13 protein-coding genes are annotated in these 13673 nt (G+C 72.2%); 8 read left to right on the top strand and 5 right to left on the bottom strand.

The window, feature by feature from the left end:
- Window positions 1-143 precede the first annotated feature (143 nt).
- The 3 genes from OHA73_RS36185 to idi all read left to right on the top strand — a co-directional run bounded on the left by OHA73_RS36185 (window position 144) and on the right by idi (window position 2365).
- Window positions 144-1085: a cation diffusion facilitator family transporter gene (locus OHA73_RS36185; protein ID WP_266715830.1), complete on the top strand. Its 942-nt coding sequence runs from the start codon at window positions 144-146 to the stop codon at window positions 1083-1085.
- 30 nt (window positions 1086-1115) lie between these two features.
- A complete protein-coding gene (locus tag OHA73_RS36180) occupies window positions 1116-1649 on the top strand; it encodes a GNAT family N-acetyltransferase (RefSeq protein WP_267068420.1) in 534 nt (177 codons plus the stop codon).
- A 122-nt stretch (window positions 1650-1771) separates the two neighbouring features.
- Window positions 1772-2365, top strand: coding sequence for an isopentenyl-diphosphate Delta-isomerase (gene idi / locus OHA73_RS36175; RefSeq protein WP_266715826.1), 594 nt, complete (start codon window positions 1772-1774; stop codon window positions 2363-2365).
- On the opposite strand, the gene OHA73_RS36170 is transcribed toward idi, so the two are convergent.
- On the bottom strand, window positions 2331-2867 hold the full coding sequence (locus OHA73_RS36170) for an ATP-binding protein (protein WP_266719046.1): 537 nt from the start codon (window positions 2865-2867) through the stop codon (window positions 2331-2333). The two genes, idi and OHA73_RS36170, sit on opposite strands and share 35 nt — an antisense overlap.
- 242 nt (window positions 2868-3109) lie before the next feature.
- Here OHA73_RS36170 and OHA73_RS36165 point away from each other — a divergent pair, with 242 nt between their 5' ends.
- Window positions 3110-3865 (top strand): enoyl-CoA hydratase/isomerase family protein, encoded by a 756-nt coding sequence (locus OHA73_RS36165; RefSeq protein ID WP_327657248.1) that lies wholly within the window; start codon window positions 3110-3112, stop codon window positions 3863-3865.
- A gap of 63 nt (window positions 3866-3928) precedes the next feature.
- Here OHA73_RS36165 and OHA73_RS36160 read toward each other — a convergent pair whose 3' ends face one another.
- Both OHA73_RS36160 and OHA73_RS36155 read right to left on the bottom strand, forming a co-directional pair.
- Window positions 3929-4549, bottom strand: coding sequence for a DJ-1/PfpI family protein (locus OHA73_RS36160; RefSeq protein ID WP_327657247.1), 621 nt, complete (start codon window positions 4547-4549; stop codon window positions 3929-3931).
- Window positions 4550-4588: 39 nt separating this feature from the next.
- Complete coding sequence (locus OHA73_RS36155; protein WP_327657246.1) at window positions 4589-5536, bottom strand: GlxA family transcriptional regulator; 948 nt, start codon at window positions 5534-5536, stop codon at window positions 4589-4591.
- 115 nt (window positions 5537-5651) lie between these two features.
- Between OHA73_RS36155 and OHA73_RS36150 the strand changes: the two genes are divergently transcribed.
- The 3 genes from OHA73_RS36150 (at window position 5652) to OHA73_RS36140 (ending at window position 9273) form a co-directional block, all read left to right on the top strand.
- The gene (locus OHA73_RS36150) at window positions 5652-6527 is read left to right on the top strand and encodes an SCO6745 family protein (protein WP_327657245.1); all 876 of its coding nucleotides are present in this window, start codon (window positions 5652-5654) and stop codon (window positions 6525-6527) included.
- A gap of 77 nt (window positions 6528-6604) precedes the next feature.
- Complete coding sequence (locus tag OHA73_RS36145; RefSeq protein WP_267068424.1) at window positions 6605-6736, top strand: LPFR motif small protein; 132 nt, start codon at window positions 6605-6607, stop codon at window positions 6734-6736.
- A 77-nt stretch (window positions 6737-6813) separates the two neighbouring features.
- Window positions 6814-9273, top strand: a complete 2460-nt coding sequence (locus tag OHA73_RS36140; RefSeq protein ID WP_327657244.1) for a Tex family protein — start codon at window positions 6814-6816, stop codon at window positions 9271-9273.
- A 276-nt stretch (window positions 9274-9549) separates the two neighbouring features.
- On the opposite strand, the gene OHA73_RS36135 is transcribed toward OHA73_RS36140, so the two are convergent.
- On the bottom strand, window positions 9550-11187 hold the full coding sequence (locus OHA73_RS36135; RefSeq protein WP_327657243.1) for an ABC-F family ATP-binding cassette domain-containing protein: 1638 nt from the start codon (window positions 11185-11187) through the stop codon (window positions 9550-9552).
- Window positions 11188-11514: 327 nt separating this feature from the next.
- Window positions 11515-12558, bottom strand: coding sequence for an oxidoreductase (locus OHA73_RS36130; protein ID WP_327657242.1), 1044 nt, complete (start codon window positions 12556-12558; stop codon window positions 11515-11517).
- An 86-nt stretch (window positions 12559-12644) separates the two neighbouring features.
- Between OHA73_RS36130 and OHA73_RS36125 the strand changes: the two genes are divergently transcribed.
- Complete coding sequence (locus OHA73_RS36125) at window positions 12645-13589, top strand: NAD(P)/FAD-dependent oxidoreductase (RefSeq protein WP_327657241.1); 945 nt, start codon at window positions 12645-12647, stop codon at window positions 13587-13589.
- Window positions 13590-13673 lie beyond the last annotated feature (84 nt).

The raw sequence follows: 13673 nt of genomic DNA, 5'->3' as shown, positions 1-13673 counted from the left end.
CACGCCTCGTATCGTTTGCGCAGGTCAGGGCACATGACAACGGTGTTCACCGCCATGTTTGCGGATACCCCCTACCCGTAGTTCACTGTGATCGTTGCCCCCGACCAGGGCAACGCGCCGGATCGATACGTAGGGGGTTTTCGATGGGCCTCGGGCACGATCACGACCACGGGCACAGTCACGGACCGACGACCGGGACGGCCGCCGCCGCACACCGCGGACGGCTGCGCGTCGCCCTGTCGATCACGCTGACCGTGATGGTGGTGGAGATCATCGGCGGCATCGTCGCCGACTCGCTCGCCCTGATCGCCGACGCCGCCCACATGGCGACGGACGCGCTCGGCCTCGCGATGGCCCTGATCGCGATCCACTTCGCCAACCGCCCCGCGAGCGACCAGCGCACCTTCGGCTATGCGCGCGCCGAGATCCTCGCCGCGCTCGCCAACTGTCTGCTGCTGCTCGGCGTCGGCGGCTACGTCCTGTACGAGGCGATCCAGCGGTTCATCGAGCCGGCCGAGACGGCGGGCGGGCAGACGATCGTCTTCGGTCTGATCGGCCTGGTGGCGAACATGATTTCGCTGTCCCTCCTGGTGAAGGGCCAGCAGGAGAGCCTGAACGTGCGCGGTGCCTTCCTGGAGGTGGCCGCCGACGCGCTCGGTTCCCTCGCGGTACTGATCTCCGCCGTGATCATCCTGACGACGGGCTGGCAGCTCGCCGACCCGATCGCCTCGCTCGTCATCGGCCTCATGATCGTCCCGCGCACGGTGAAGCTGCTGCGCGAGACGCTGAACGTGCTGCTCGAATCGGCCCCCAAGGGCGTCGACATGGCGGAGGTCAGGGCCCACATACTGGCGCTGCCCGGCGTCGAGGACGTGCACGACCTGCACGCCTGGACGATCACCTCGGGGATGCCGGTGCTCTCGGCGCACGTGGTCGTCAGCACGGAAATGCTCGGCTCGATCGGCCACGAGAAGATGCTCCACGAACTGCAGGGCTGCCTCGGCGACCACTTCGACGTGGAGCACTGCACGTTCCAGCTGGAGCCCACCGGGCACGCCGAGCACGAGGCGCGGCTGTGCCACTGAACGACATCCCTTCACTCAAAGGTTCTTAGGTTGACCGACAACACGAAGCCCGCATGGCGTCCGCGCCCCGAGACCGGGGACGACCGGGCGGCCGTGCACGCCGTCAACGCCGCCGCGTTCCCCACCGAGGCCGAGGCCGACCTCGTCGACGCCCTGCGCGCCGACAAGGACGCGTGGCTCGAGGGGCTGTCGTACGTGGCCGAGGCCCCGGACGGCGCCGTCGCCGCGCACGCCCTGATCACCCGCTGCACCGTGGACGGCGCGCCCGCCGCGGCGCTCGCGCCCTGTGCGGTGCTTCCGGAGTACCAGCGCACGGGGGCCGGTTCGGCCGTCGTACGTGCGGTGCTGGAGGCGGCACGCGCGCGTGGCGAGCGACTTGTGCTGGTCCTCGGGCATCCGGAGTACTACCCGAGGTTCGGCTTCACGCCCGCCTCCGGGTACGGCATCCGGCCCGGTTTCGACGTGCCGGACGAGGCGATGATGGCCCTCGTTCTGGATGAACGGGACGATTCCGGGCAGCTCCCGCGGGGCACGATCACCTACCCGGCCGCGTTCGGCGTCTGACCGGCGCCTACGGTGGTCCCGCCCGGCCTCCCGGCCGGACGGGGCTTGCGGGACGCCGACTGCGCGGGGGCTGTCCGTCCCGTACGGCAGACTTGGTTCGAGGAACGAAACGAAGGATAGGTATGCCGATCACACCTGCCCCCACGACGAACAGCTCGTCGAACGGCACCGCGGAAGCGATCTTGCTGGAACTCGTCGACGAGGACGGCAGGACGATCGGCACGGCGGAGAAGCTCGCGGCGCACCAGCCGCCCGGGCAGCTGCACAGAGCGTTCTCCGTGTTCCTCTTCGACGAGCAGGGCCGGCTGCTGCTGCAGCAGCGGGCGCTCGGCAAGTACCACTCCCCCGGCGTCTGGTCGAACACCTGCTGCGGCCACCCGTACCCCGGCGAGGCCCCGTTCGCGGCGGCCGCGCGGCGCACCTTCGAGGAGCTCGGCGTCTCGCCGTCCCTGATGGCCGAGGCCGGCACGGTGCGCTACAACCACCCGGACCCGGAATCGGGCCTGGTGGAGCAGGAGTTCAACCACCTGTTCGTGGGCCTCGTGCAGGCATCGCTGAACCCCGACCCGGAAGAGGTCGGGGCGACGGCGTTCGTGACGGCGGACGAGCTGGCCGAGCGGCACGCCAAGGACCCGTTCTCGGCGTGGTTCATGACGGTCCTCGACGCGGCGCGGCCCGCGGTCAGAGAGCTGACAGGCCAGTCGGCGGGCTGGTAGCCGTCTCGGGCTTGAGGGGCAGGGCGGCCCAGATCACCTTGCCCCCGCTCGCGGTGTTGGCGACGTCGCAGACGCCACCCGCCTCCGCGGTGATCTCGCGGACGAGCAGCAGGCCGCGGCCGCCGGTCTGACCGCTGGTGGCCTCGAGCGCCGTGGGCTTGTAGGGGTGGTCGTCCTCTACGGACACCCGCACCCACTCGGGCCCCACGGCGACCTCCACGGCGAGCATGGGTGAGACCACGGCGGCGTGCTTCACCGCGTTCGTGACGAGTTCGGAGACGATCACGAGCAGCCCGTGCACCAGGTCGTCAGGGGCGGGCACGCCCTGCCGGGTGAGCAACTCCCGCACCGCGCGCCGGGCCTGCGGCACGGAGGCGTCGACCGCCTGCGTCGTGAACCGCCACACTCCCTCGTACGGGAGCGGCCCGTCCGCGGGGCGGTCGGGGGGCGCTCCCCCGGTGCCCTGAGGACGTGGGCGGGATCCCCACCCGTGGTCGCTCATTGTCAGGTCGCCGCCCTTGCGCTCGATTGTCACCACGCTTCGAGTGTTGGGAATCACCTGCTCCAGGCCGTGGGACTGACCAGAAGTCAGCGTGTATCGACGGCATTTGATCGTTGCTGGTCGACCGAGCCAGAAAAGCGATCGATCCCGCCCTTATTACGCCCGACTTGCACCTTCTTCAGCTTGTTCTACGAGCTGCCCGACACGCCGACCGTGTCGACCGCCCGGTTAGCATCCGCCCCATGTCTCCCGTGTCCCCGCCGCAGCTCACGCACAGCGTCGCCGAGGGTGTCGCCACCGTCGTGATCGACCATCCGGCCAAGCGCAACGCCATGACCGACGCCATGTGGGCGTCCCTGCCGCCGCTCCTCGAACGGCTCGCGGCCGATCCGGAGGTACGGGTTCTCGTGCTCACCGGGGCCGGCGACACGTTCTGCGCCGGGGCCGACATATCGACTCTCGGCGAGGGGTCGGCGCAGGGGCTCGCGGTCGCGGCGGAGGACTCGCTCGCCGCGTTCCCTAAGCCGACGCTCGCCGTGGTGCGCGGGTTCTGCGTGGGCGGCGGCAGCCAGTTGGCGGCGGCCTGCGATCTGCGCTTCGCCGCCGACGGCGCGCGGTTCGGGGTGACCCCGGCCAAGCTCGGGATCGTCTACCCGGCCTCCTCCACGCGCCGCCTCGCCGCGCTCGTGGGCCCGGCGACCGCCAAGTACCTGCTGTTCTCGGGCGAGTTGATCGAGGCCGAGCGGGCGCTGCGCACCGGGCTCGTGGACGAGGTGCTGCCCGGGGACGCACTGGACAAGCGGGTCGCCGAGTTCACCCGCACCCTCGCCGCCCGCTCGCAGCTGACGCAGGCCGCGGCGAAGGAGTTCGTGACGGGCCGCACGGACCGGGACGCGCACTGGGCCGAGCAGGCGCGCGCCGGCGGCGAGAGCGCGGAGGGCGTCGCCGCGTTCCTGGAGCGGCGCGCGCCGCGGTTCGGGTGGACGGTGGAGGCCTGAGGGCCGCCGGGCACACGGGGGTTCGACGACAGTCTCTGGAGCCTGTCGTCGAACCCCCGTCGCTCAGCCGGCCGGGCGGAACCTCGCCACGATGTGTGCCGGGGCCTTGTCCGGGGAGCCGGCGTCGTAGGGCGGCTGCGGGTCGTACTCGGTCATCAGCTGGATGGCCTGGGCGGTCTCGTCCCCCGCGATCCGGCCCGCGAGGGCGAGGCCCATGTCGATGCCGGACGAGACGCCGGCCGCGGTGACGTACTTGCCGTCGAAGACCACCCGCCGCCCGGTCGTCCGGGAGCCGAGCCGGTTCAACTCCTCGAGGGCGAGCCAGTGCGAGGTGGCCTCGCGCCCCTTGAGCAGGCCCGCGGCGGCGAGCGCGAGGGAGCCCGTGCACACGGACGTCGTCCAGGTGCTGGTGGCGTCGACGGAGCGCAGCCACTCCAGGAGCGGCCCGTTCTCCGTCTGGTCGCTCTGCTGGGGGCCGCCGGGCACGACGACCACGTCCGGGGAGCCCACCTCGTCGAAGGTCTTGTCGGCGACGAGCGCGAGCCGTCCCGAGTCGTCCCGCACGGGACCGGTCCGTTCGGCCACGAAGACGACGTCGGCGCCCGGAATGCCGCCGAGCGTCTGGTACGGGCCGATGGCGTCGAGGGCGGTGAACCGCTCGTAGAGAGCGATGGCGATCTGCATGGCATGCCTTTCGGGTCGGGTGCCGTGCTGCTGGGCTGGTCAGGGGCCCACAGGTGCGTGGAACCGGCGCCGGTACTCGGCCGGTGAGGTGCCGAGGGTCTTGAGGAAGGCGCGGCGCATCGCCTCCGGGGTGCCGTAGCCGCTCGACCGGGAGATCTCCTCGACGCCGCCCTTGGTGTCCTCCAGGAGGCGGCGGGCGTGCTCCACGCGGACGCGCTCGACGTATCGGCCGGGCGTCAGGCCCGTCTCCGTACGGAAGGCACGGGCGAAGTGGCGCGGGGAGAGCCGGGCGCGGGCGGCGAGAGCCTCGACGCAGAGGTCGGCTCCGGGGTGCTCGGCGATCCACCGTTGCACCTCGCCGAGCGGTTCCCTGGTGGCCGTCTGGGCGGCGAGCTGCGTGCTGAACTGGGCCTGGTTTCCCGGGCGTCGGAGGAACACGACCAGGGCACGGGCGATCCGCAGCGCCGCGTCCCTGCCGTGGTCCTCCTCGACCAGGGCGAGCGCGAGGTCGATGCCCGCGGTCACCCCCGCCGACGTCGACACAGGGCCGTCGCGTACGTAGACGGGGTCGGGGTCCACGGCCACCTCGGGGTACCGGCGGGCGAGGGTGTCGCAGAACGCCCAGTGGGTCGTGGCCCGGCGGCCGTCCAGGAGACCCGCCCGCGCCAGGAGGAACGCGCCGGTGCACACCGAGACGGTGCGGCGGGTGAGTGGGGCGCGCTCGCGCAGCCAGTCGATCAGGCGCGGGTCCGGCTCGCGCGTGCCGTTGCCGCCGGGGACCAGGAGCGTGTCCGCGGCCGGCGCGTCGGCAAGGGTGTGGTCCGGCGTCAGGGTCAGTCCGCTCGACGTGCGGACCGGGGCGCCGTCGGCCGAGGCGGTGCGCACGCGGTAGGCGTCGCCCGCGCCGGAGAAGACCTCCACGGGGCCCGTGACGTCGAGGCTCTGCACGTGGTCGAAGAGGAGGACCAGGACGGTACGCGGCGGCATGCGGCTCATTCTTCGGCGCCCGCCGCATGGCCGCAATGACGAATCCCCCACCTTTCCTGCCATGGCCCGGCGCCCGGTACTGCCACCCGTACCGACCGGTCGGTAACGTAGACGCATGACTTCGGACACCTGCCTGCGCGCCGCCCGCCACTGCCACAACGTGCTCAACCCGTTCCACTCGACGCACTACTTCTCGCCCGACCTCGGCAAGGAGCTGGCCGCCATCGGCGTGAGCGACTCCGGTGCCGCCTACCTCGCGGCGCGTTCCGCGCCCATGGGGGCCGTCGGCGCCGGGACCGTGACCGCCACGTTCTACAACTTCAAGCACGACCTGGTGGCCCGGCACGTGCCGGCCGTGTGGGAGACCGCGTCCCCGGAGGCGGTGCTCGCCGCACGCGCGCGTGCCGTCGACTCGACGCTGCGCCGCCTGCTCGGCGCGGAGACGCTCGCCTCCCAGGAGATGGCCGAGGCCGCCGAGCTCGCCCTGCGCGCCGCTGAGGCGTGCACCCGGCACGCCCGCCCGCTGTACGCCGCCCACGCCGACCTGGACGTGCCGGAGGAGCAGCACATGGCGTACTGGCACGCCACGACGCTGCTGCGCGAGCACCGCGGCGACGGGCACATCGCGGCGCTGCTCGGCGCCGAACTCGACCCCGTGGAAGCCCTCGTGAGCCACGTCGCGACCGGCAAGGGCATGGCCCCGAAGTGGCTGCTCGCCACCCGCGGCTGGGACAGGTCCGAGTACGACGCGGCCGCCGAGCGGCTTCGCGCGCGTGGACTGCTCACCGCCGACGAGGAGTTGACGCTCACCGAGCAGGGCGTGACGCTCCGCGCCGAGATCGAGCACCGTACCGACGCGCTCGACCGCGCCCCCTACGAGCACCTCGGCGAGGCGGGCGTCGCCCGGCTGACCGAGCTGGCGACAACCTTCATCGGCGCGGCCCTCGGCAACGGCGCCTTCCCGGCGGATCTGATCGGCAAGGCCGCCTGAGGACTCATCCCGCGCAGGCGAGGTACTCGTGTGTTCCGGCCGCTTACGTGGCCGGGACACACGAGAGGAGAACCTGCATGTTCCGTGCCATCGCCGACATTCTGCGTCAGATCGCGGGCGCCATCGCCACCGTCGTGACCTTGCCCTTCCGGGCGCTCGCGCGCCTGTTCGGCGGCGCCTCCCGGTCCGGCCGTGCGCACCGCGTCTGACCTCCCTGATCCCCGAGTGTCGGTGCCACCTGCCACAATTGCCGCGCAACCTCAGTCGACATAGGCGGTACGGGATCGTGGCGACACCCACAGTTGGCACCACTGCTGGATCCGGGTTCGGATCCATCGAGAGCAGGATTGCCGAGGAACTAGGCGTACGGGAGCGGCAGGTGAAGGCCGCGGTCGAGCTGCTCGACGGCGGCTCGACCGTGCCCTTCATCGCCCGCTACCGCAAGGAGGCGACGGAGTCCCTCGACGATGCCCAGCTGCGCACCCTGGAAGAGCGGCTGCGGTATCTGCGCGAGCTGGAGGAGCGGCGCACCGCCGTCCTCGACTCGGTCCGCGAGCAGGACAAGTTGACCGCGGAGTTGGAGGCGCAGATCCGCGCCGCCGACACCAAGGCGCGCCTGGAGGACATCTACCTGCCCTTCAAGCCCAAGCGCCGTACGAAGGCGCAGATCGCGCGCGAGGCGGGGCTCGAGCCGCTGGCGGAGGGGCTGGTCGGCGACCCGTCGGTGGAGCCCCAGGCCGCCGCTGCCGCGTTCGTGGACGCCGAGAAGGGCGTCGCCGACGCGCAGGCCGCGCTCGACGGGGCCCGCGCGATCCTCACCGAGCGCTTCTCCGAGGACGCCGACCTGATCGGCGAGCTGCGCGAGCGCATGTGGGGGCGCGGCCGACTCGCGGCGAAGGTGAAGTCCGGCAAGGAGGAGGCGGGCGCCAAGTTCGCCGACTACTTCGACTTCGCGGAGCCCTTCACCGAGCTGCCCTCGCACCGCGTCCTCGCGATGCTGCGCGGCGAGAAGGAGGACGTGCTGGAGCTCGTCCTGGAGCCGGAGGAGCCGGGCGCGGACGGCGAGGCCGGGGCTTCGACGTCCTCGACTGCGTCCCCGTCCTCGTACGAGCCGATCATTGCCGACCGGTTCGGGGTCAGGAACCAGGGCCGTCCGGGCGACAAGTGGCTTCAGGACACGGTCCGTTGGGCCTGGCGCACGCGCATCCTGGTGCACCTCGGCCTCGACCTGCGCACCCGGCTGCGTACGGCCGCGGAGGACGAGGCGGTCAAGGTGTTCGCGTCGAACCTGCGCGACCTGCTGCTCGCCGCCCCCGCGGGCACGCGCTCGACGCTGGGGCTCGACCCCGGTTTCCGTACGGGCGTGAAGGTCGCGGTCGTCGACGACACGGGCAAGGTCGTCGCCACCGACGTCATCCACCCGCACGTCCCGGCCAACCGCTGGGACGAGGCGATCGCCAAGCTGGCGAAGCTCTCCAAGGAGCACGCGGTCGACCTGATCGCGATCGGCAACGGCACGGCGTCCCGCGAGACCGACAAGCTCGCCGGTGAACTCATCACCAAGCACCCGGAGTTGAACCTCACCAAGGTGATGGTGAGCGAGGCGGGCGCCTCGGTGTACTCGGCGTCGGCGTTCGCCTCGCAGGAGCTGCCCGACATGGACGTCTCGCTGCGCGGGGCCGTCTCCATCGCGCGTCGCCTTCAGGACCCGCTCGCCGAACTCGTCAAGATCGACCCGAAGTCGATCGGTGTCGGCCAGTACCAGCACGACCTGAGCGAAGTGAAGCTGTCCCGTTCGCTCGACGCGGTCGTCGAGGACTGTGTGAACGGTGTCGGGGTGGACGTGAACACCGCCTCCGCGCCGCTCCTCGCGCGCGTGTCCGGCATCGGCGCGGGGCTCGCGGAGAACATCGTGACGCACCGCGACTCCAACGGCCCGTTCACCAACCGCAAGGGCCTCAAGGACGTGGCACGGCTCGGCCCGAAGGCGTACGAGCAGTGCGCGGGCTTCCTGCGGATCCGTGGCGGCGACGACCCGCTGGACGCGTCGTCCGTGCACCCGGAGGCGTACCCGGTGGTGCGCCGGATGGCGAAGTCGACGGGCGGCGAGGTCGCCTCCCTCGTCGGTGACGCGGGGTCGCTGCGCTCGCTCAAGCCGGCCGACTACGTGGACGACACGTTCGGTCTGCCGACCGTCACGGACATCCTGAAGGAGCTGGAGAAGCCGGGACGCGACCCGCGGCCCGCCTTCAAGACGGCCACCTTCAAGGAGGGCGTCGAGAAGATCGGCGACCTGGAGTCGGGGATGGTGCTCGAGGGTGTCGTGACGAATGTCGCCGCCTTCGGGGCGTTCATCGACATCGGTGTGCACCAGGACGGGCTCGCGCACGTCTCGGCGTTGTCCCGTACGTTCGTCAAGGACCCGCGCGATGTGGTCAAGCCCGGCGACATCGTCAAGGTGAAGGTCCTCGACGTCGACGTGCCGCGCAAGCGGATTTCGCTGACGCTGCGTCTTGACGACGAGAAGGCGAAGGCCTCCGGCGGGAATGGGGGGCGTGGGGAGCGCGGCGATCGCGGTAACCGTGGTGGTGACCGCAAGCCGCCGCGGCAGACCCGGCAGGGTGGATCCGGCGGCGGCCAGACCGGTGGCAAGAGTGGCGGCAAGGGGGGCGGCAAGGGCCGTCCCGCGGTGCCGCCGGCCAACTCGGCGATGGCGGACGCGTTGCGTAAGGCGGGGCTGGCGTAGGCACCCGGGGTTGATGTCAGCGGGAACTGCGCGCCTCTTCGTGGCTGGGCGCGCAGTTCCCCGCGCCCCCAAACGGGTCGACCGTAGCTGGGCGCGCCCGCGCGGCGGAGCCGCACAAACACCACAGCCCCGCGCCCCCAAACGGGTCGACCGTAGCTGGGCGCGCCCGCGCGGCGGAGCCGCACAATCAACACAGCCCCGCGCCCCCAAACGGGTCGACCGTAGCTGGGCGCGCCCGTGCGGCGGAGCCGCACAATCAACACAGCCCCGCGCCCCTTAAAGCTCGGTCACCTTGCCTGACGCCACCTCGAGGCGGCGGGTCGTCTGGACCGCCTCCAGCATTCTGCGGTCGTGGGTGACCAGGAGGAGGGTGCCCTCGTAGGTCGACAGGGCGGACTCCAGTTGCTCGATCGCCGGGAGGTCGAGGTGGTTCGTCGGCTCGTCCAGGACCAGGAGGTTGACGCCTCTGCCCTGGAGGAGGGCGAGGGCCGCGCGGGTGCGTTCGCCCGGGGAGAGGGTGGCCGCGGGGCGCAGCACATGGTCCGCCTTCAGGCCGAACTTGGCGAGCAGCGTACGGACTTCGGCCGGCTCCATGTCGGGGACGGCCGCGCCGAAGGCTTCGAGCAGCTTCTCGGGGCCGTGGAACAGGGCGCGGGCCTGGTCCACCTCGCCGACGACCACGCCCGAACCCAGCGTCGCGTGACCGGAGTTCAGGGGGACGCGGCCGAGCAGCGCGGCGAGCAGAGTGGACTTGCCGGAGCCGTTCGCGCCGGTGATCGCGACGCGGTCCGCCCAGTCGATCTGGAGCGTCACCGGCCCGAAGTCGAAGTCCCCGCGCTGTAGTTCAGCGTCCCGCAGTGACGCCACGACCGCGCCCGAGCGGGGTGCCGCCGCGATCTCCATGCGCAGCTCCCACTCCTTGCGGGGCTCGTCCACGACGTCGAGGCGCTCGATCATCTTCTGCGTCTGGCGGGCCTTCGCGGCCTGCTTCTCGCTCGCCTCACTGCGGAACTTGCGGCCCAGCTTGTCGCTGTCGGTCGCCTTGCGCCGCGCGTTCTTGACGCCCTTGTCCATCCAGGTGCGCTGCATCTGGGCGCGGCCCTCCAGGGCCGACTTCTTGTCGGCGTACTCCTCGAACTCCTCGCGTGCGTGGCGGCGCGCGACCTCGCGCTCCTCCAAGTAGGCGGCGTAACCGCCTCCGTAGAGGTTGATCTCCTGCTGGGCGAGGTCGAGTTCGAGGACCTTGGTGACGGTGCGGGTGAGGAACTCGCGGTCGTGGCTGACGACGACGGTGCCGGCGCGCAGGCCGCGCACGAACGTCTCCAGGCGGTCCAGGCCGTCCAGGTCGAGGTCGTTGGTCGGCTCGTCGAGGAGGAAGACGTCGTAGCGGGACAGGAGGAGGGAGGCGAGTCCCGCGCGGGCCGCCTGGCCGCCGGACAGGGACGTCATCGCCTGGTCGAGGCCGACGTCCAGGCCGAGTTGTTCCGCGACCTCCTCGGCGCGCTCGTCCAGGTCGGCGCCGCCCAGGTTCAGCCAGCGCTCCAGGCTCGTGGCGTACGCGTCGTCGGCGCCGGGCGCGCCGTCGACGAGGCCCTGCGTGGCCTCGTCCATGGTGCGCTGCGCCTCGCTCACGCCGGTGCGGCGGGCCAGGAACTCGCGGATCGTCTCGCCGGGGCGGCGGTCCGGCTCCTGCGGGAGGTGGCCGACGGTGGCGGTCGGCGGGGAGAGCCGTGCGTCTCCCTCCTCGGGGGTGGCGAGGCCGGCGAGGAGGCGCAGGAGCGTGGACTTTCCGGCTCCGTTGGCGCCGACGAGTCCGATTACGTCGCCGGGGGCGACGACGAGGTCGAGACCGGAGAAGAGGGTGCGGTCACCGTGCCCCGCGGCGAGGTTCTTGGCTACGAGCGTTGCAGTCATCAGGGGGGTGATCCTAGTCGGGGGTGAGGTTGCGCGGCGGCGGGTGGTGTGGCGGGGGACGGGGTTGGCGTGTGTCGTGACGGGGGCGGGGGGGCGGGGTGCCTGGCTGGGCCGGGGTCGACGCCTGTCGTCACGGGTGGGCTGGACCGGGGGCGCTCGGCTGGGCCGGGGTCGACACGTGTCGTCACGGGGACGGTGGGCCCGGGCACGCCACGGGCCGCACCGCACCACGCCGATCCGCCACGGCCCACGCCCGCCCCGACCCGCCGCGCCGCGCCGCGCCCCGCCCCGCCCCGTCCGACGCCGCGGGGACCGCGCCCGCACCCCCTACCGCTCCATACGCGCCACCAACACGCTCCCCGTCGTGCGGGCCACCAGGAAGGATGGGGCCCTGGTTGCCTTGGGGTCGAGGGAGATGCGGTGGCGGCCGGGGGGCAGGACCGCGTCGAAGACGTCGTGGGTGTGGGTGCGGTAGAGGCGGTCGAGGCGGTAGGCCGTGATGTGGACGCGGCACGTGGAGGTGACCTCCACGCCCGCCTCGCCGTCGGCGGCGACGAGCCGCGTCAGCCGGCGCTGCGCCGGCGGGACGCGGTCCAGGGCGCTCTCGATCTGGGCGACGAGGAGCGGGATGATCGGCGCGTAGCCGTCGACGTAGGAGACGTCGACTCCGGCTCGTTCGAACTCCCTGCGTATCGCCGCCCGTTGGGGCTCCTCCACCGCGCGGCCGAAGGCCACCACCCCGTACGTGCGCAGCTCCTCGGGCGGTACGCCGGACGCGTCCTGCGTGATGTCCGCGCCGACGCCGATGGTGCGCAGCGCCGCCGCGAGCCGGGCGAGCACGGAGACGCGGGCGCCGATCAGCAGCACCTTGCGGCGCGGCGGTATGAACAGGCCCTCCCCGTGAAGCAGTTGGCCGAGCACAGTCCGGTACTCGGTTGCGCGGAAGCGGAACGGGCCGATGCCGTGGTAGCCGTTCAGCTCCAGGTCGACCCGCTCGTCGGTCTGCCAGGCGAAGTCCCGCCACACGTAGGCCCCCACCCCCTCCCCGTTCCGCTCGATCAGTGCCGTCACCGCCCCGCACTCGATCCCCTCGCACTCCGGGCACCCGTAGATCACGCAGCGTCCGCCGGGCAGTGGCGCCTCCGCCTCCAGGAGCAGGCGCTTCACGTGGTGCGCGAAGATCGCGGGCGGGATGTCGGCGGCGAGCGGGGAAACGGCGTCCAGGTCGGATAGTTGGAAGAGCAGCGGGCGGCCGTCGACGATGAAGTCGACGAAGTCCCGGTGCACTTGGTAGTCCCCGTCCGCGAGGACTCCCCCGGCGCGCATCGCCGGTGCCAGGCCGAAGGTCGCGTAGTCGTCGGCAGCAGCCATGGTGCGAGTATTCCCGTCCGCACCCGCCGTGAGCGCGGCATGCCACATTCCGCCTGCTTCCGTTGGCATCCATGTAGCGTCCATGGATGATCAGTGACAGCAGCGGCAGTGAAGTGATCGTGGTCGGCGGCGGGGTCATCGGCATGACCACCGCCCTGGAACTCGCGCGCCGCGGGCGCCCGGTACGCGTGTGGTCGCGGGACGTCGCCGAGCGGACGACCTCGGCGGTCGCGGGCGGGCTGTGGTGGCCGTACCGGATCGACCCGATAGCGAAGGTGGGCGCGTGGTCGCTGCGCTCGCTCAGGCGGTACGAGGAGTGGGCCGCGCGCCCCGAGGAGACCGGCGTGCGCCTGGTCGACGGCGTACACGGGGACTCGCGTCTGGACGGGCTCGGCGCGTGGGCCTCGGAGGTGGCGGGCCTGCGCGACACCCCGCGGGGGCTCGCTGCACGCCTCCCGCTGATCGACATGCCGGCCCATCTGGCGTGGCTGCGCGAGCAGTTGGGCCGGGCCGGCGTCATCGTCGAGGCGCGCGCCGTGTCCTCGCTCGACGAGGCGCTCGACACCGCGCCGACCGTCGTGAACTGCACGGGGCTCACGGCCCGCGAACTGGTGCCGGACGACTCCGTGCGCCCGGTCCGCGGGCAACTGGTGATCGTGGAGAACCCGGGCGTCGACACGTGGTTCACCACCGTCGACCCCTCGTCCGACGGGACGACGTACTTCCTGCCGCAGCCGGGGCGCCTGCTGCTCGGCGGCACCGCCGAGGAGGACGCGTGGTCGCTCGATCCCGACCCGGCCACCGCCGAGGGGATCGTGAAGCGCTGCGCCGAGGTGCGCCCCGAGATCGCGGGCGCGCGGATCCTCGACCACCGCGTGGGCCTGCGCCCGGCACGTCCTGCGGTGCGCATCGAGCGTGAGGTCAGGGGCGCCGGGCGGGTGCTGGTGCACAACTACGGGCACGGCGGCGCCGGGGTGACCGTGGCGTGGGGCTGCGCCGAGGAGGCGGCCGAGCTGGTCGAGGCCGGATAGCCGACGAGGTCGGATGGCCGGGTCGGACGAACAGGCAAACGGGTGGGGGCGTGGCCCGTGTCGGACCACGCCCCCACCCGTACC

This window comes from Streptomyces sp. NBC_00483, assembly GCF_036013745.1.
Taxonomy (GTDB): Bacteria; Actinomycetota; Actinomycetes; order Streptomycetales; family Streptomycetaceae; genus Streptomyces.
The sequence above is the reverse complement of the archived record's forward strand: the minus strand, read 5'-3'. Positions and strand labels throughout refer to the sequence as shown.

Excerpts from the sequence above, each read along its gene's own strand:
- OHA73_RS36185 (WP_266715830.1), top strand. The coding sequence starts at position 144 with ATGGGCCTCGGGCACGATCACGACCACGGGCACAGTCACGGACCGACG.
- idi (WP_266715826.1), top strand. The coding sequence starts at position 1,772 with ATGCCGATCACACCTGCCCCCACGACGAACAGCTCGTCGAACGGCACC.
- OHA73_RS36170 (WP_266719046.1), bottom strand. The coding sequence starts at position 2,867 with ATGAGCGACCACGGGTGGGGATCCCGCCCACGTCCTCAGGGCACCGGG.
- OHA73_RS36165 (WP_327657248.1), top strand. The coding sequence starts at position 3,110 with ATGTCTCCCGTGTCCCCGCCGCAGCTCACGCACAGCGTCGCCGAGGGT.
- OHA73_RS36160 (WP_327657247.1), bottom strand. The coding sequence starts at position 4,549 with ATGCAGATCGCCATCGCTCTCTACGAGCGGTTCACCGCCCTCGACGCC.
- OHA73_RS36155 (WP_327657246.1), bottom strand. The coding sequence starts at position 5,536 with ATGCCGCCGCGTACCGTCCTGGTCCTCCTCTTCGACCACGTGCAGAGC.
- OHA73_RS36150 (WP_327657245.1), top strand. The coding sequence starts at position 5,652 with ATGACTTCGGACACCTGCCTGCGCGCCGCCCGCCACTGCCACAACGTG.
- OHA73_RS36145 (WP_267068424.1), top strand. The coding sequence starts at position 6,605 with ATGTTCCGTGCCATCGCCGACATTCTGCGTCAGATCGCGGGCGCCATC.
- OHA73_RS36135 (WP_327657243.1), bottom strand. The coding sequence starts at position 11,187 with ATGACTGCAACGCTCGTAGCCAAGAACCTCGCCGCGGGGCACGGTGAC.
- OHA73_RS36130 (WP_327657242.1), bottom strand. The coding sequence starts at position 12,558 with ATGGCTGCTGCCGACGACTACGCGACCTTCGGCCTGGCACCGGCGATG.
- OHA73_RS36125 (WP_327657241.1), top strand. The coding sequence starts at position 12,645 with ATGATCAGTGACAGCAGCGGCAGTGAAGTGATCGTGGTCGGCGGCGGG.